The 16,262-nt window shown below is 67.5% G+C and carries 14 protein-coding genes; 5 read left to right on the top strand and 9 right to left on the bottom strand.

The features are described from left to right. Positions 1-253 precede the first annotated feature (253 nt). The 4 genes from V3B30_RS20135 to V3B30_RS20120 all read right to left on the bottom strand — a co-directional run bounded on the left by V3B30_RS20135 (position 254) and on the right by V3B30_RS20120 (position 4,328). A complete protein-coding gene (locus V3B30_RS20135) occupies positions 254-1,858 on the bottom strand; it encodes a glucan biosynthesis protein D (RefSeq protein WP_262084098.1) in 1,605 nt (534 codons plus the stop codon). 106 nt (positions 1,859-1,964) lie between these two features. After that, positions 1,965-2,777 carry a bifunctional DNA-formamidopyrimidine glycosylase/DNA-(apurinic or apyrimidinic site) lyase gene (mutM, locus tag V3B30_RS20130; RefSeq protein WP_262084099.1) on the bottom strand — a complete coding sequence of 271 codons (813 nt, stop codon included), beginning with the start codon at positions 2,775-2,777 and terminating at the stop codon, positions 1,965-1,967. A 19-nt stretch (positions 2,778-2,796) separates the two neighbouring features. Continuing rightward, positions 2,797-3,129: an EF-hand domain-containing protein gene (locus V3B30_RS20125; protein WP_100475076.1), complete on the bottom strand. Its 333-nt coding sequence runs from the start codon at positions 3,127-3,129 to the stop codon at positions 2,797-2,799. Continuing rightward, positions 3,126-4,328 (bottom strand): fatty acid desaturase, encoded by a 1,203-nt coding sequence (locus V3B30_RS20120; RefSeq protein ID WP_100475077.1) that lies wholly within the window; start codon positions 4,326-4,328, stop codon positions 3,126-3,128. Before V3B30_RS20120 ends, V3B30_RS20125 begins: the two co-directional genes overlap by 4 nt. A gap of 151 nt (positions 4,329-4,479) precedes the next feature. Between V3B30_RS20120 and V3B30_RS20115 the strand changes: the two genes are divergently transcribed. Further along, positions 4,480-5,301 carry an ATP-binding cassette domain-containing protein gene (locus V3B30_RS20115; RefSeq protein ID WP_262084100.1) on the top strand — a complete coding sequence of 274 codons (822 nt, stop codon included), beginning with the start codon at positions 4,480-4,482 and terminating at the stop codon, positions 5,299-5,301. A gap of 51 nt (positions 5,302-5,352) precedes the next feature. Here the strand turns inward: V3B30_RS20115 and V3B30_RS20110 are convergent, their stop codons facing one another. Both V3B30_RS20110 and V3B30_RS20105 read right to left on the bottom strand, forming a co-directional pair. Beyond that, positions 5,353-6,555, bottom strand: coding sequence for a DUF4785 family protein (locus V3B30_RS20110; RefSeq protein WP_262084101.1), 1,203 nt, complete (start codon positions 6,553-6,555; stop codon positions 5,353-5,355). A gap of 11 nt (positions 6,556-6,566) precedes the next feature. Then, entirely contained in the window at positions 6,567-7,445 is an 879-nt protein-coding gene (locus V3B30_RS20105) for a hypothetical protein (RefSeq protein ID WP_262084102.1), read from the bottom strand. Between the two features lie 259 nt (positions 7,446-7,704). Here V3B30_RS20105 and V3B30_RS20100 point away from each other — a divergent pair, with 259 nt between their 5' ends. Further along, complete coding sequence (locus tag V3B30_RS20100; protein ID WP_262084103.1) at positions 7,705-8,544, top strand: phosphatase PAP2 family protein; 840 nt, start codon at positions 7,705-7,707, stop codon at positions 8,542-8,544. Between the two features lie 189 nt (positions 8,545-8,733). Here the strand turns inward: V3B30_RS20100 and V3B30_RS20095 are convergent, their stop codons facing one another. Further along, positions 8,734-11,004 (bottom strand): TonB-dependent receptor, encoded by a 2,271-nt coding sequence (locus tag V3B30_RS20095; RefSeq protein WP_100475082.1) that lies wholly within the window; start codon positions 11,002-11,004, stop codon positions 8,734-8,736. A gap of 159 nt (positions 11,005-11,163) precedes the next feature. Between V3B30_RS20095 and V3B30_RS20090 the strand changes: the two genes are divergently transcribed. Beyond that, positions 11,164-12,177, top strand: a complete 1,014-nt coding sequence (locus V3B30_RS20090; protein WP_100475083.1) for a TIGR00266 family protein — start codon at positions 11,164-11,166, stop codon at positions 12,175-12,177. Between the two features lie 279 nt (positions 12,178-12,456). Then, positions 12,457-13,449: a patatin-like phospholipase family protein gene (locus V3B30_RS20085; RefSeq protein ID WP_262084104.1), complete on the top strand. Its 993-nt coding sequence runs from the start codon at positions 12,457-12,459 to the stop codon at positions 13,447-13,449. Between the two features lie 39 nt (positions 13,450-13,488). On the opposite strand, the gene V3B30_RS20080 is transcribed toward V3B30_RS20085, so the two are convergent. Continuing rightward, positions 13,489-13,974 carry an Lrp/AsnC family transcriptional regulator gene (locus V3B30_RS20080; protein ID WP_053448379.1) on the bottom strand — a complete coding sequence of 162 codons (486 nt, stop codon included), beginning with the start codon at positions 13,972-13,974 and terminating at the stop codon, positions 13,489-13,491. Positions 13,975-14,099: 125 nt separating this feature from the next. Here V3B30_RS20080 and phhA point away from each other — a divergent pair, with 125 nt between their 5' ends. After that, positions 14,100-14,993: a phenylalanine 4-monooxygenase gene (phhA, locus tag V3B30_RS20075; RefSeq protein ID WP_262084105.1), complete on the top strand. Its 894-nt coding sequence runs from the start codon at positions 14,100-14,102 to the stop codon at positions 14,991-14,993. A 106-nt stretch (positions 14,994-15,099) separates the two neighbouring features. Here the strand turns inward: phhA and V3B30_RS20070 are convergent, their stop codons facing one another. After that, the gene (locus V3B30_RS20070) at positions 15,100-16,155 is read right to left on the bottom strand and encodes a LacI family DNA-binding transcriptional regulator (RefSeq protein ID WP_262084106.1); all 1,056 of its coding nucleotides are present in this window, start codon (positions 16,153-16,155) and stop codon (positions 15,100-15,102) included. Positions 16,156-16,262: the final 107 nt, after the last annotated feature.

Raw genomic sequence — 16,262 nt, 5'->3', positions numbered from 1 at the left:
TGCCGTTCCAACAGGCCACAGAAAACTGTCGAAGGCGGGGTGGGGGGGGGGGGGGGGGGGGGGGGGGGCCCGGGGGGGGGGCCCCGGGGGCGGCGCGGGGTGTTAGGCGGCGCCCCCCCCCCGCCCCCCCCCCCCCCCCCCCCCCCCCCCCCCCCCCCCCCCCCGCCTCCCCACAGGAAACCAATTTCTGCCGTTGCTTCGGCTCTGGCCTCTGCAGGTGCAGGGCTGCAAGCCCTGCAAACCCAACCCCCTCTTAGTACAGCGTGCGCTCCGGCGCACCCGCCGGCGGCGGGGTGTACTGGTACAGCCACGTTTCCGTAAGCGTCTTGCCGCCACTGCGCAGGAACAGGCGGATGTCGATCTGCTCGGTGCTGCCTTCCGGCGGCACCAGATCGAACATCGCGCGGTAGCCATTGATCTCGCGCAGCGGACGCGCCGATACGATCTCGACCCGGCCACGGCTGGTTTCCACCACCGCTTCGACCTCGCCCTTGTCGATCAGGCTGGCCAGTTCCCCCCCTTCGAAGTCCACTGCAAAGCGCCAGCTGAAGTACTCGCGCTTCTTGCCGACCACACCGCCCAGGCCGGTACGGCTGGCCACGCAGTGCGCCAACGGCGGGCGCGCCGGCGGTTCGGCGCCCCAGTACAGGCGGTAGCCGACCAGCAGCTCCTGGCCGGGCTGCGGCTTTTCCTTCGGGTTCCAGAACGCCACGATGTTGTCGAAAGTCTCGTCCACGGTGGGAATCTCCACCAGCTGCACCGAGCCCTCGCCCCATTCGCCCTTCGGCTCCACCCACAGGCACGGGCGCTTCTCGTAGAACACGCCGTCGTCCTGGTAATGGTCGAAATTGCGGTCGCGCTGCAGCAGGCCGAAGCCGCGCGGGTTGCGGTCCACGAACATGTTGAAGCGCAGGTTGCGCGGGTTCAGCAGCGGGCGCCAGATCCATTCGCCGGCACCGGTCCACAGCGACAGGCCGTCGGTATCGTGGATCTCCGGGCGCCAGTCCCAGCCCATGCGGCGGTCGTTCTCGCCCACCTGGTACATGCTGGTGCACGGCGCAATGCCCAACCGCTCGATCGCCTTGCGCGGGTAAAGCGCACTGTCGATGTCCATCAGCAGCACGTCGCCATTGGTGATCGCGAAGCGGTAGGCACCGGCCACGCTCGGCGAATCCAGCAGGCCGTAGACCACGATCGTCTCCGAATCGGCCGACGGCTGTTCCAGGTAATAGGCGATGAAGTCCGGGAATTCCTCCGGCTTGCCCATGCCGGTGTCAATCGCCAGGCCACGTGCGGACTGGCCGTACTGGCCTTCCTTGCCGACTGCGCGGAAGTAGCTGGCGCCGAGGAAGGCGGCGAAGTCGCGGTCGGTGTCCTTGCGGGTGTTCAGGCGGAAACCAGCGAAACCGAGGTCCGCCGGCAACTCGCCATCCTTGATGCCGCTCTTGCCGTAGTTGAACGCCGCGCCGTCATAGGCCAGCTCCTGCGCCTTGCCGTCGACCACGTCGAACATGCGTACCGGCGAGTGGAAGTACAGGCCCAGATGGAAGAACTTGGCCTGGAACTTGCCCGGCTGGTCGGCCCACAGGGCATGGTCCTGGCGGTAGCCGATCGACTGGTACTGGTCCCAGTCCAGGCCTTCCAGCCGGCCCGGCAGCACCCGCTTGTGGCTCTTGTAGGGCGCCTGTGCCAGCGCGCGTGCCTGGCCCTTCAGGGCGGCGAAGTCGAACGGCTGCGGCTGGCCGAGGCGGCGCAGGCCCATCTGGCCGCTCTTGCTGGCCGCGCACGCGGGCAGGGACGGCAGGCCGAATGCAGCCAGGGCGAGGGAGGCATTGCGGATGAAGTCGCGTCGTTGCATGCAGGCGCGTCAGGTACAGGGAGGAAGGTCGGCCATCATAGGCAGACAAACGTTAACGGGCAGCGGAGACGCGCCCTGCCCGTTCAGCTGCCGCTGGCGGCCCGGCTCAGCGCTGGCAGTGGCTGCACCAGACGCTGGCGCGCTGGCCGATGGTGGCGTGCTTCAGCGGGCGGCCACAGTTCGGGCAGGGCAGCCCGTCACGGCCGTATACCAGCAGTTCCTGTTCGAAGTAGCCCGGCGCGCCGTCAGGACTGATGAAATCGCGCAGGGTGGTGCCGCCGCGGGTGATGGCGTAGCCCAGGATCTCCTTCACCGCGTCGGCCAGCCGCTGGTAGCGTTCGCGCGAGATCTTTCCTGCTTCGCGCAGCGGACTGATGCCGGCCTTGAACAGGCTTTCGGCGGCGTAGATGTTGCCCACGCCCACCACTACCGCCTGGTCCATCAGGAAGGTCTTCACCGGCGCGCTGCGGCCACGGCTGCGGGCAAACAGGTAGTCGCCATCGAATGCCTCGTCCAGCGGTTCCGGTCCCAGCCCCTGCAGCAGCGGGTGGATCTCGCCGGCCGGCTGCCACAGCAGGCTGCCGAAGCGGCGCGGGTCGTTGAAGCGCAGCAGGCGGCCGTTGTCCAGGCTGATATCCACATGGTCGTGGGCGCGCAGTGGCGTGTCACCGGGCAGCACGCGCAGGCTGCCCGACATCCCCAGGTGCAGCACCGCGCTGCCGATGGCGGTATCCAGCAGCAGGTACTTGGCGCGCCGGCGGATGTCCTCGATACGTTGCCCGGGCAGCAGCGCGGCCACTTCCGGCGGAATCGGCCAACGCAGGTCGGCACGGCGCAGGATCACCCCATGCACGCGGCGGCCCTGCAGGTGCGGCGCCAGGCCGCGGCGGGTGGTTTCTACTTCGGGCAGTTCAGGCATGGACCGATTCTACGCCCGCTCAGCGTGGCGGCGCCGCCAGCTCACGGGCATCCAGGACGCCATCGCCATTGGCATCCTGCCTGTGGAAACGCTGCACGATCACCTGCCGCTGCTGCTCGCGGCTGATCGCCCTGCCCTTGCCACCAGGCAGCTCATCGGCGCTCAGCACGCCATCGCCATTGCGGTCCATGCGGTCGAAGGCATACAGCATCCACTGCACGTACTCGGCCTCGCTGACCTTGCCGTCACCATCGCTGTCCATCCGCTGCAGATAGCTGGCAGTGTCGGTGACCTGGGCCAGCGCCGCGCATGGCAGCAGCATCGCCAACACAAGCCCATGCCCTGCCCTCACGCGCCCACCAGGCTGTAGCCCTTCAAGCGTGCGGCATAGGCCTGCAGCGCGGCAATGCCGCTTTCCTCGGCCTCGCGGCACCAGGCCTGCAGCTGGTGCAGGCGCTCGGCGGCATCGTGGCCGCGGGCCTCGAGCAGCGCCGCCAGCCGCGCGCGGTACTCGACCAGGGTGCGGATGCGCGGGCGCTGCGCCACCCATTCGCTGAGCAGGGCACGGCTGTCCGGCTTCAGCCAGCGGCCATCGTTGACCAGGCCACGGCGCAGCCGGCGCGGCAGCAGGCGGCGCAGCTTGGCCCCGGCCTGTACGGCTTCCTCGCGCAGGGCCGGCATGAACACATTGCGCTGGTAGTCGGTCATCGCCTGGAAGCGGTGCGACAGCAGCGCCTTCAGGGTTTCAGCATCGGGCACGGCGATGTTCGGGCGCACGTCCATGGCCGGCGCCACCCGCAGCACCTTGGCCAGGCGCAGCGCCTGCAGCAGGCGGATCGCACTCCAGCCGATGTCGAATTCCCAGCGCCGCATCGCAAAGCGCGCCGAGCTGGGGAAGGCATGGTGGTTGTTGTGCAGCTCCTCGCCACCGATCCAGACCCCCCACGGCGTGAGGTTGGTGGAAGTATCGGCCGACTCGTAGTTGCGGTAGCCCCACCAGTGGCCCAGGCCGTTGACCACGCCCGCGGCCCAGAACGGAATCCACGCCATCTGGATCGCCCACAGGGCCACGCCGGGCAGGCCGAACAGCACGCTGTTGATCGCCAGCAGCAACACCGGGCCCAGCGTGGCGTGCGGGGTATACAGGTGGCGCTCGATCGCATCGTCCGGGGTACCGCGGCCGTACTGCTCGATGTCCGCGCGCATGCCGCGCGCTTCCCGGTACAGCTCCACGCCATGCCAGAACACCTTGCCGATGCCGCGGGTGACCGGGCTGTGCGGATCGTCCTCGGTCTCCACCTTGGCGTGGTGCTTGCGGTGGATGGCCACCCACTCGCGGGTGATCATCGAGGTGGTCAGCCACAGCCAGAAACGGAACACGTGGGCCAGCGCCGGGTGGAAATCGACCCCGCGATGGGCCTGGCTGCGATGCAGGTACAGGGTCACCGAGAAGATGGTGATCTGGGTGAAGACCAGCAGTACCCCCAGCATGGCCCACCAGCCCAGGCCAAGCACACCACCGGTCAACAGGGACATCAGGGCATCAGGCATGGCAGCTCTCCGGATCGCCGCGGGGATGGCAGACATCATGGGCGCTTGCGTTGCAAACTGCACCCCTGCGGCGGCGTATCACATCGCCATCCGTGGCACCGTTCACAGTTGGGGACCTGAGTTGTCGAGCCTTGATCCACGCACCAGCGCCATGATCGCCGCCCCGCCCGATGCGGAGCTGCCCCCGTTGATCGAACTGGAGCGCGCCACCGTGGTGCGCGGCCAGGTGAAGGTGCTGCACGGGCTCAGCCTGCGCATCGCGCAGGGCCAGCACACCGCCCTGCTCGGCCCGAACGGCTGCGGCAAGTCCACCTTCATCAAGCTGATCACCCGCGAACTGTACCCGCTGGCCCAGGGCGACGGCACGGTGGCGGTGAAGGTGCTGGGCCAGAACCGCTGGCAGGTGGACCGGCTGCGCTCGCAGCTGGGCATCGTCACCGGCGACCTCAGCAGCAACCTGGCCGACATGCCCGGGCTGACCGTGGAGCAGGCGGTGCTGTCCGGCTTCTTCGCCAGCTACGTGGTGCCGGCCTTCCGCGAAGTGACCGCCGACATGCGCGTGCGCGTCGGCGAGACACTGGCGATGACCGGCGCGCTGTCCCTGCGCGAACGCGCCTATGCCGAGCTGTCGGCCGGCGAGACTCGCCGCGTGCTGATCGCCCGCGCACTGGTCAACCGGCCGCAGGCACTGCTGCTGGACGAACCCTCCACCGGGCTGGACCTGGTCGCCCGCGAGCAGCTGATAGCGACCATGCGGGTTCTGGCGCAGCAGGGCATCACCCTGGTGCTGGTAACCCACCACATCGAAGAGATCATTCCCGAGATCGAGCGGGTGGTACTGCTGCGCGATGGGCACGTACTGGCCGACGGCACCCGTGCCGAGCTGCTGCGCAGCGAGCCGCTGTCGGCGGTGTTCGGCGGCGCGATCACCGTATGCGAGCAGGAAGGCCGGCTGACCGCCTACGCGGGGTAATCGAAATGCGCGATGCAGCGGGCCGGATCTTCCGGCCCGCCACCGCTGTCCTCAGAACCTCAACGCCAGCGCGCGCGACTCGATCGGTGCCATGCGGCTCTGGTCCTGCAATTGCAGGTCGCGCAATTCGTACGGCGCACCGAAACCCGCCGGCAACGCGGCCTGGTCGAACGGCAGCACCAGCTGGCCCGCGCCCGGGCCATCGAACCACGCGGCCGCGTGTGCCTGCGCGACCGGCTTCAGCTGGCCATCGCGGGCAGTGGCATACAGCGTGCCCCGCGCCTCATAGCGGCCGGCGGCGGCGACCTGCAGCGGCAGTGCCACCTGGCGGCTGGACGGGTCCGGCGCCGCCTGGCCACTGAAGCGCGCGGTCGGCCGTGCCACTGCGAAGGCCACCTTGCCATCGCGCAGTACGCCATCGGCCTGGGCGAACACCTGAAGCTCCCACAGCCCCTGCACGCTGCCGACATCGGCCGGGATCCGCACCTGCGCGCGCAGGCTGCCATCGGTGGTGCGCAGCAGGCGCTGCGGCCAGCTGCGGCCATCCGGTGCGACCAGCAGGGCTTCACCGCCCAGGCCACCACGACGCGATGCAAGCTGCGCAGAGGTGGCGCCGTCTTCCAGCAGGCGTGCCTGCAGCTGCACATTGCCACCGGCCAGCACCTGCGCCTGGTTGGCCTGCACTTCCAGCCGCAGCGGGCTGTTCGGCTCCAGCACCTGTACCACATAGCGGCCCTGCGCCTGTGCGCCCTGCAGCGTATATGCACCTGCCACACTGGTCGCGCCGGTGCGCAGCATGCTGCTGCCATCACCCACCGGCATGCCGGCATCCTGCAAGGCGCGCGCATCGACACTGCGGGCAACGCTGCTGCGGCCAGCCGGGTCGCGCACCTGCAGGGTGTTGGCCGGCAGTGCGCGGGCACCATCGGCCGGGCTCAGCTGGATCACCGCATCCGGCGCTGTCAGCGGCAGGTCCAGGCCGCGCTGCAGCTGCGTGCCATCGACCTGCTGCCAGTAGCTGCGGCTGACCGAGGCATACGGCGTGGTCGCCTGCAGCGGTTGCATCGGGTCCAGCGCCCAGGCAAAGGCCAGTGGCGCGTGTTCGCTTTCATCCGCGGGCAGCGGCGCGGCCACCAATGCGGCGGGCACCTGATCGCCTGCGCGGGCGGCCTGCAGCGGCTGCGCGGCCTGCGCGGCGGAAAGGGACAGCACGGCAAGCACCGCACTGGCCAGCAGGGTGGAATGGATCGTCATGGTCGTCTCCCTCACTGGGTCAGGTCGTTGCGCAGGATCGTGCCGAGGCCGAAGCACTCGCGGCGGCTCTGGTTGTGGCTCAGCGGTTCTGCACCCTGGGTACGCGCCTTGTCGGTGAACCAGGTGGTGCCGGCGGCCTTCTGGCTGCTGCACTCCAGGAAGCCATCGGAGCAGGACGACAGCCAGTTCTGGGTGAACTCCAGGCCGACATTGGCGGCATAGCCACCGCAGTAGCTGTTGCTGTCCCACACCGCCGATTCCACGTCGCTGCCGACCACCGCACGGAATGGTTTGGGCAGCGCCGGGCGACCGGCGGTGCCGTACAGGTTCTGCGCGTTGTAGGTGGCCATGCTCGCCACCTGCTGCTGGCGCACCGCGTCATTCTTGTAGCCCAGCAGCCAGCCCAGCGAGGTTTCGAAGGTATTGCCGTTTAGCACCGCATCGGCCAGCGGCGTGCCCGCCGAAGACGGTGCCAGTGCGTTGACCTTGCGCACCGTGCGGATGATCTTCGGATAGCGGCTGTCGTAGGTCGGGTTGGACAGGATCCAGCGCATCACGTTTCCACCGTTGGAGTGGGTGATCACCACCAGCTGGGTGATGCCACGGCTGTCGATGAAGCTGGTCAACTGGTTGGCCAGGCAGCCGGCGGCTTCCGGCTTCCACATGTACTGGGTGAAGTCGCAGTTGATGACGACGTAGTTGCTGCTGTTCGGCAGGCCTTGGCGCACGGTGTCGATGATCGCCGGCTGCCAGTAGTCCTGGGTGGCATTGGTCTGCGCGCCGGTGCCATGCACGAAGGCCACGCCAACCACGTCGGCGGCCTGCGCCGGTGCGGATGCCAGCCCGAGGAGCAGGGCCAGGACGGTACTTCCTGTTGCGGTGCTGCGCATCGCTTCTCTCCCTCTGTCAGCGGATCCCCCCGACCCGGCTGGAACTGGACGGCCTCTCGATCACCGTTGTGCCGATGCTCATGGCGCAGCCGCGTGAAAGTCCGTGCGCTGCGACCGGATTCAGCAGACTGGCAACAATCGATGACGTTTTTCATCTCGTGTGGTGACCATGCCGGGTCTGGCCGTATGACCGATGGCCACTGCGGTGTCGTATGGGGGCTGCGATCATGGCGCGATGTTTTCTGCCCGGAGCCTGTCCATGTCGTTGATTTCCCGCCCTGCCCGCCCGCTGCTCGGCCTTGCCGTCATTGCGGTCCTGGCCGGTTGTGCCGCCACCGCCGCCAAGCCGACCGCCGTCGAAGCCAACATCACCACCAAAGCGGTGGGCTATCTGGACAAGAGCGTGGTTCCGGCCAGCCTCGACCTGGTGCCGGCGCCACCTGTCGCCGGTTCGGCCGCCCTCGCCCTGGACGAACAGGTCAGCCGTGAATCCCGCGCGCTGCGTGGCAGCCCGCGCTTCGCCCAGGCCGGCGTCGATGCGGAACTCGGTTTCCCCGAAGGCGCCAATCACTTCTCCTGTGCCGCCGACATCGACGTCGATGCGGTGAGAACCCCGGCGCTGTACCGCCTGCTGGAGCGCAGCAGGATCGACGCCAGCGCCGCCACCAAGGCGGCCAAGAACCACTACCAGCGCCCGCGCCCGTTCATGGTCAACGGTGAGCCGACCTGCTCGCCGAAGGACGAGGAAGGCCTGCGCAAGAATGGTTCCTACCCGTCCGGCCACACCTCGATCGGCTGGGCCTGGGCACTTATCCTGTCCGAGATCGCGCCGGACCGTGCCGATGCGATCCAGGCCCGTGGCCGCAACTACGGCGAGAGCCGCCTGGTCTGCAACGTGCACTGGCAGAGCGACATCCTCGAAGGCCGCTTCATGGGCGCCGCCGCCGTGGCCCGCCTGCACGACAACGCTGCCTTCAACAAGGACCTGCTGGCCGCACGCAAGGAGATCGCCGCCGCACGCAAGGCCGGCCTGCACTCCAGCCGCGACTGCGCCACCGAGAATGCGGTGCTGAAGGTACGCCCGCAGAGCGCGCTGTAAGCGGCGATCCGGGGTCAGAGCCCTTCCCTTCGGAAAGGGATCTGACCCCAGCGCGGAATGCCGATGCCATCGGGGTCGGATCCCTTTCCGCTGGAAAGGGCTCTGACCCCATTCGGCAACCGATGGACGTAAAGCAGAAGGGCCGGCATTGCGCCGGCCCTTCTTCTTTGCATTGCCGCAGCCACCGCATCAGAACTTCGCGGTGAACTCCACGCCCCAGGTACGCGGCTCGTTGAGGAAGCCGGTCAGGTTGTTGAAGTCGATCGCGCCGACCACGCGGGTCTGGTTGGTCAGGTTGCGGCCGAACACCGCCACATCGTACTGGCCGTAATCCCAGTTGTAGCCCAGGCGCAGGCCGCCTTCCAGCGAACTACGGCCGCGGAATTCCGGCGACTCGTAGATGAAGAAGTTCACCGCGCTGCGGTAGGCCCAATCGGTGTAGGCATACAGCTCGCTGCCATCGCTGAGCGGGAAGCCGACGCGCAGGGTCGCGTTGTGGATCCACTTCGGCGCCTGCGGCAGCGGGTTGCCGTTGACCAGCGCATAGGTGCCACCGTTGATGACGGTGGTCGGGTCGTTGATGGTGCAGCCACCGCCGCAGATCGCCACCGCCAGGTCCTTGTCCTTGATCTCGGTGTCGTTGTAGCTGCTGCCGAAGGTCAGCAGCACGTTGTCGGCCAGGTAGGCTTCCAGGTCCAGCTCCACGCCCTGCCCGATGGTCTTGTCGGCGTTGAGCAGGGTGGCGGTGTTGTTGGTGCCACCCACCGCGATCAACTGCTGGCCATCCACGTCGTAGCGGAACACGCTCAGGCCCAGGCGTGCGCGGCGTTCGAACAGGTCAGCCTTGATGCCCGCTTCGTACGAGATCACCTTCTCCGAATCGGCCTGCGACAGGCCCGGCGCGAAGGCCAGCCGTCCCTGGATCGACGGTGCGCGGAAACCCTTGGCTACGCGGGCGTAGGCGTTGATGTCGTCGGTCAGCTTGTAGACGCCGCTGAGATCCCAGCTGACGTCGTTGACGTCGGTATTGGCCAGGTACGGGCCGCTGACCGGGGTACCAAACGGAACAGCCTGCAGCACGCTGGCACTGAAGTCCTTCTTGTCCTGCGTGTAGCGCACGCCGGCACGCAGCTTGAAGCGGTCGGTGACATCGAAGTCACCCGAGGCGAACACCGCCCAGGCCTTGTTGCGCTGGTTCTGCACCACGTGGCCGGTCTGCGGGTTCCCCGGAGCCAGCGAGTCGTAGTTGAAGTTGTTGATGGTCACGTCCTCATCGAAATAGAAGACGCCGGCCTGCCAGTCGAAGCGGCCCCATTCGTTGGACTCGATGCGGACTTCCTGCGTCCACTGGCGGTGGTGCGGCAGGCCATCGGCCGACTCGGACGAGAACGGAATCAGGCCCGGGCCCGAATTGCCCGCACCCAGGAACGCGGCGCCGTAGCCACCGTCGATGTCGCCGCGGTTGAGCGATTCAGCGGTTTCATAGCCGGTGATCGAGTGCAGGGTCACCGAGCCGAGATTCCACTGCAGGCGTGCGCTGCCACCCCAGGTCTCCAGATCGGAGAAGTTGACGCCATCGTTGGCCACCTTGTCGCGGTCGAAGTTCTCGACCAGCGAATTGCCACCCTTCTGGATGATGTTGGCGCGGAACAGGCGGGCGGTCCCGTTGAGCTTGCGCTTGTGCAGATTGAACAGCGCTTCGAAATCATCGCCTTCGTACAGGAACTGCACGCGGCCGGCGGCCTCGTCGTAGCCTTCGAAGCCGCTGTTGGGAGCGCCGACACGAGTGTTGTCGACCCAGTCATCGCGGCGCTGGTAGATCGCCGAGACGCGTGCCGACCAACGGTCGGTCAGCGGGCCGCCGTAGGCACCCTGCACGTTCCAGCTGTTGTAGCTGCCATAGCCCACGCGCACGTAGCCGTCGGCATCCTGCGACGGACGCGCCGAATCGAACTTGACCACACCGGCCGGTGTGTTGCGGCCGAACAGCGTGCCCTGCGGGCCACGCAGCACTTCCACGTTGGCCAGGTCGAACAGCGGGAAGCCCTTCAGCAGCGGGCTTTCCTGCACCACGTCGTCGTACACCAGCGACACCGGTTGCGATGCGTTGAGATCGAAGTCGGTGTTGCCCAGGCCGCGGATGTAGAAGCGCGGGAAGGCACGACCGTAGGACGACTCGATGTTGAGGCTGGGCACGCGTGCGGCCAGGAAACGGATGTCATCGCCGGCCGAGCCGAGCACATCCAGCTTCTCGCCCTGGATCGCGCTGACCGCGACCGGTACGTCCTTGGCGTTCTCGACGCGGCGCTGCGCGGTCACCTGCAGGGTGTCGAGGGCAACCGGATCCTTGGCAGCGGGAGTTTCCTGGGCGGCTGCTACCAGCGGCAACAGGGCGGAAAGGGCGGCAACGAGGGGGCGCGCGACCGGAAGGCGGCCACGGGAAGTGCGGGTCGGGGACATGGCGGTAGGCTGTGTTTGGAGGGGTGGTAAAACGGCGCTACCAGATAATTGTTGCAATACAGCACCTGCCCCGCAAATGCCGGCCGTTCATGGCCCCGTCGCCCCGGCCCCCACGCGCTCGCTAGACTCGGGGTTTTCCAGCCCTGTGGAGCCGCCGCAATGACCCAGTGGTACTTCCATGCCTCCCCCCAGGCCGAGCGTATCGGCCCGCTTGATGACGAGGCCGCGCGCCGCTACGCGCAGGCCAATCCACGCGCCCTGGCCTGGTGCCAGGGCATGAGCGGGTGGACGTCGATTGCCGAGGTGCCCGAACTTCAGTCCGCGGCCCCGGGCATGCCCAACACCCCGCCGCCGGTCCCCGCCGCCAGCGGCCGCGCCGACGACATCGAATTCCGCATCGTCGGCCATGAGATGCAGTTCGTCGAGATCGAGCTCGACCCCGGTGAGAGCGCCATTGCCGAGGCCGGCGCACTGATGTTCAAGGACGCCACCGTGCAGATGGATACGGTGTTCGGCGCCGCCAACGGCGACCAGGGCGGCGGCTTGATGGGCAAGGTGATGGCCGCCGGCAAGCGGGTGCTGACCGGCGAGAGCCTGTTCGCCACCGTCTACACCCAGAGCGGCCACGGCAAGGGCAAGGTCGCCTTCGCCGCGCCCTACCCCGGCACCGTACTGGCAATGAAGCTGGACCAGCATGGCGGCCGACTGATCTGCCAGAAGGACAGTTTCCTGGCCGGCGCGCGCGGCGTGCAGATCGGCGTCCAGTTCCAGCGCAAGATCATGACCGGGCTGTTCGGTGGCGAAGGCTTCATCATGCAGAAGCTGGAGGGCGACGGCTGGGTGTTCATCCACGCCGGTGGCTGCGTGGTCGAGCGCGAGCTGGCTGCGGGTGAGCGCCTGGACGTGGATACCGGCTGCGTGGTGGCCTACCACCCCAGCGTGGACATGGACGTGCGCCGGGTCGCCGGCATCAAGAGCATGCTGTTCGGCGGCGAAGGCGTTTTCCTGGCTACGCTGACCGGTCCGGGAAAGGTCTGGCTGCAGTCGCTGCCGTTCTCGCGCCTGGCCGGCCGCATGTGGATGGCCGCACCGCAGGGCGGTGCCCAGAACCGTGGCGAAGGCTCGGTGCTGGGCGGCCTGGGCCGGATGCTGGACGGCGACAACCGGTTCTGACCACAGGATCCCGGTGGGTGCCGACCTTGGTCGGCACCTACCGGGGTTCCTTTTTGCTGAATAGGGAGGTTCTCGGCGGCCGCCTGGACCTGCCGTTGGTGGGTGCCAACCTTGGTTGGCACATTCCTTCAGCGCGCGACCAGGCATTTGCGCGGACCGAGGTCCGCACCCACCAGAAGCGATTCACAGCTATCAGAGGCTCCCCCACCCTGCCCGCCCCGTCGAGGCTTCGGTATGCTGGCGCCCTTTCCTGAATCCGGCGCCGCGAGCGCACTGCCGATGAGCCTGTTCCGCCCCCGCCTGCTGCTGTCCGTCGCCCTGATCGGCCTGCTGGCCGGCTGCGGTGGCGACCCGGTCCGCCCCTCCCCGCCGCCGGCGCCGACCGTGGTGCCGCAGGCCAAGCCGATCAAGATCGGCATCGCCCTTGGCGGCGGCGCGGCCAAGGGCTTCGCCCACATCGGCGTGATCAAGATGCTGGAAGCCAACGGCTTCGAGCCGGCCGTGGTTTCCGGCACCAGCGCCGGCAGCGTGGTCGGTGCGCTGTATGCCAGCGGCATGGACGCCTTCCAGATGCAGAGCAAGGCGGTCGCGCTGGACGAAGCCAGCATCCGCGACGTGCGCCTGTTCTCCGGTGGCCTGGTGCAGGGCCAGAAACTGCAGGACTACGTCAACGAGCAGGTCGCCAACCGTCCCGCCGAGCGCCTGAAGAAGCCGTTCGCAGCTGTCGCCACCCAGCTGGAAACCGGCGAGCGCGCGATCTTCGTGCGCGGCAACGTCGGCCAGGCGGTGCGCGCGTCAAGCAGCATCCCCGGCGTGTTCGAACCGGTGAAGATCGGTGGCCGCAACTACATCGACGGTGGCGTGGTCAGTCCGGTGCCGGTGGACGCTGCGCGCCAGCTCGGCGCCGACTTCGTGATTGCCGTCGACATCTCCAGCAAGGCCAGCGGCAAGGCGCCGACGGACATGCTGGGCATCGTCAACCAGTCCATCTCGATCATGGGCCAGCGCCTGGGCGAGCAGGAACTGGCGCGCGCCGACATCGTCATCCGCCCGAAGGTGCTGGACATCGGCGCTGCCGATTTCAGCCAGCGCGGCACCGCGATCCTGGAAGGCGAAAAGGCCGCGATGGCGGCCATGCCGCAGATCCGCGCGAAGATCCAGCAGCTGCAGCGTGCACGCGCCGCCGCAGCAGCACCGGCGCCGGTGGCCGCACCCAAGTGCGAAGAACCCTCGCGCCTGGGCAAGCTGATGGGCCGCAAGGACAAGTGCTGATCCGTTGATGCCTGGCCACCGGGCACGCCCGGTGGTCGCTCAGGACTCCAGCTGCGACAGTGGCAACGCCTGGAAGCCCTTCACCGTGCGCAGCACGAAGCTGGAATTGGCGTCGGCCACGCCACCGGCGTTGAGCAGCCGGTCCAGCAGGAAGTGCGAAAAGTGCTCCAGGTCGCGCACGTAGACGTGCAGCAGGTAGTCCATGTCGCCGGTCAGTGCATGGCAGGCCACCACTTCATCCCAGCCCTGCACGCTGTCCACGAAGTGGCCGATGGCGGCCTGATCGTGCTTTTCCAGCTGCACGCGCACGAAGGCCTGCAGGCCCAGCCGGAGCTGCCGTGGCTCCAGCCGCGCGCCGTAGCCGACGATCACGCCCTCGCTTTCCAGCCGCTGCAGGCGGCGCAGGCAGGCCGAGGGTGAGAGATTCACCCGCGTCGCCAGCTCGGCGTTGGTGGCGCGCCCATCCCGCTGGATTTCAGCCAGCAGGCGTATATCCGTGCGATCGAACTGGACTTCTCCGGCCATTGTTGCCCCGCAACATGGTGAGTACGCAAGGATATTGCGCCAACAATGCCAATCGACGCAACTTTTGCAACCCTGTTGCGCGCGCCCTGCCCTAGCATCGTGGGTATCCCATCCAGGAGTGCCCCATGGACCTCGCCCAGCCCCGCCGCGTCGAACACCAGCAGACCGACAAGGGCTACGTGCCGGTGTACACCACCGCGCTCGTCGAGCAGCCGTGGGACACCTACAGCGCCGACGACCACGCCACCTGGAGCACGCTGTACCAGCGCCAGCGCGAACTGCTGGTCGGCCGCGCCTGCCAGGAGTTCCTGGATGCACAGGACGAGATGGGCATGAGCGCGCACATGATTCCGCGCTTCGACCAGCTCAACGAAGTACTGGGCGCGGCCACCGGCTGGACCCTGGTCGGCGTCGAAGGCCTGCTGCCGGAACTGGATTTCTTCGACCACCTGGCCAACCGCCGTTTCCCGGTGACCTGGTGGATCCGCCGCCCGGACCAGATCGATTACATCGCCGAACCGGACCTGTTCCACGATCTGTTCGGCCACGTGCCGCTGCTGATGAACCCGGTGTTCGCCGACTACATGGAGGCGTACGGACGTGGCGGCGTCAAAGCCCACGCGATCGGCCCGGATGCGCTGCAGAACCTGACCCGCCTGTACTGGTACACGGTGGAGTTCGGCCTGATCGATACGCCCGAAGGCCTGCGCATCTACGGTGCCGGCATCGTGTCGTCGAAGGGCGAATCGCTGTACTCGCTGGAATCGGCCGCGCCCAACCGCATCGGTTTCGACCTGCAGCGGATCATGCGCACCAAGTACCGCATCGACACGTTCCAGAAGACCTACTTCGTCATCGACAGCTTCGAACAGCTGATGCAGGCGACGTCACCGGACTTCACCCCGATCTACGCAGCACTGGCTGATCAGGCGCATCTGCCGGCGGGCGATGTGCAGGGCGATGACCGCGTGTTCCAGGCCGGCACCGGCGAAGGCTGGGCTGACGGCGGCGACGTGTAAGCGCTCAGCGCACACGGTTTCGTACTGAAAACGGCGCGCCTTGGTGCGCCGTTTTCAGTGCTGCCTGCACCATCCTGTCGCAACGGTGCAGGCAAGGGCAGGGCAGTCAACCGTCAATGGCCCTGCAGGAACCGCGCACCATCAGTTGCGGATGCACGCTGGCCGCGGTCGGTGCATCCGGCACATCGGTCTGCACCAGCATCGCGGCAGCCATCCGGCCAATGTCGGAGACGTGGCGGCGTACCGACGTCAGCGGCGGCCACAGCCGCGATGCCAGCGGGCTGTCGTCGTAACTGACGATCGACAACTGCTGCGGCACTGCGATGCCTGCGCGCAATGCCACCTGGTACACGCCTGCGGCCATTTCATCGTTGCCGGCGAAGATCGCACTGGGGCGTTGGTCGCCCATCAGCAGGCGTTCGGCGGCATGCACGCCGGACTCGAACGTGTCGCCCGCCTCCAGCACGCGTTCTCCCGGCAGGGTCAAGCCGACCTGGGCCAGCCTATCAAGGAAGCCATGGGTCCGCTCGCGGGCAGTACGCCGGTCACCGGGGCCGGCAATCACTGCGATATCGCGATGGCCCAGCGAGAGCAGGTAGCCCGCAGCCGCGGCGGCACCATCGCGATCGTGGGTGACCACTGCCTGTGCTTCGTCGTCCGAGGCATGCGCGCTGATGCGGATGTAGCGGCAGTCGATCGCGTCCAGCATCTGCGACAGCGCCACCGACTCGGAGGCGCGCGGGCCGAGGATCACGCCATGCAGCTTCTGCTGCTGCACGAAGCGGCGCACGCCGTCGGCGCAGTCCGGATCCTCGCTGTCGCACGGGTGCACCACCAGTTCATAACCAGTGCCGCGAAGCGCTTCCAGCGCGCCGTGCTGCAGGTCGACAATGCATTGGGCGCCCGGGTCGTCATACACCAGGCCGATCAGGAAGGAGCGGCGGAACGCGAGTCCGCGCGCCAGCGGGTCGGGCACGTAACCGACCTCGCGCATCAACGCCTCGACCTTGTCGCGGGTGTCTTTACGCACCAGCGGCGAGTTGTTGATGATTCTTGAAACCGTTTTCTTGGAAACTCCCGACAGTCGTGCGATGTCGTTGATCGTGGCAGCCTTGCCCTTCGATGCCGGCAACGCGGCATCGCTGATATTTCGCACTGACATGTATAGAACCAGGTAAGTCGGAGAATTCTAGCCTTGCGCCCGTCGGGCGCGAAGTTGCGGAATGTCGCAGCGGATCTCAATCGTGTCGTGTTCGACCCGTTTTGTTG

The organism is Stenotrophomonas sp. SMYL41 (assembly GCF_036319965.1).
In the GTDB taxonomy this organism is placed as follows: domain Bacteria; phylum Pseudomonadota; class Gammaproteobacteria; order Xanthomonadales; family Xanthomonadaceae; genus Stenotrophomonas; species Stenotrophomonas maltophilia_R.
Note: the sequence above shows the minus strand (reverse complement) of the source record. Positions and strands in the feature narration are given on the sequence as shown.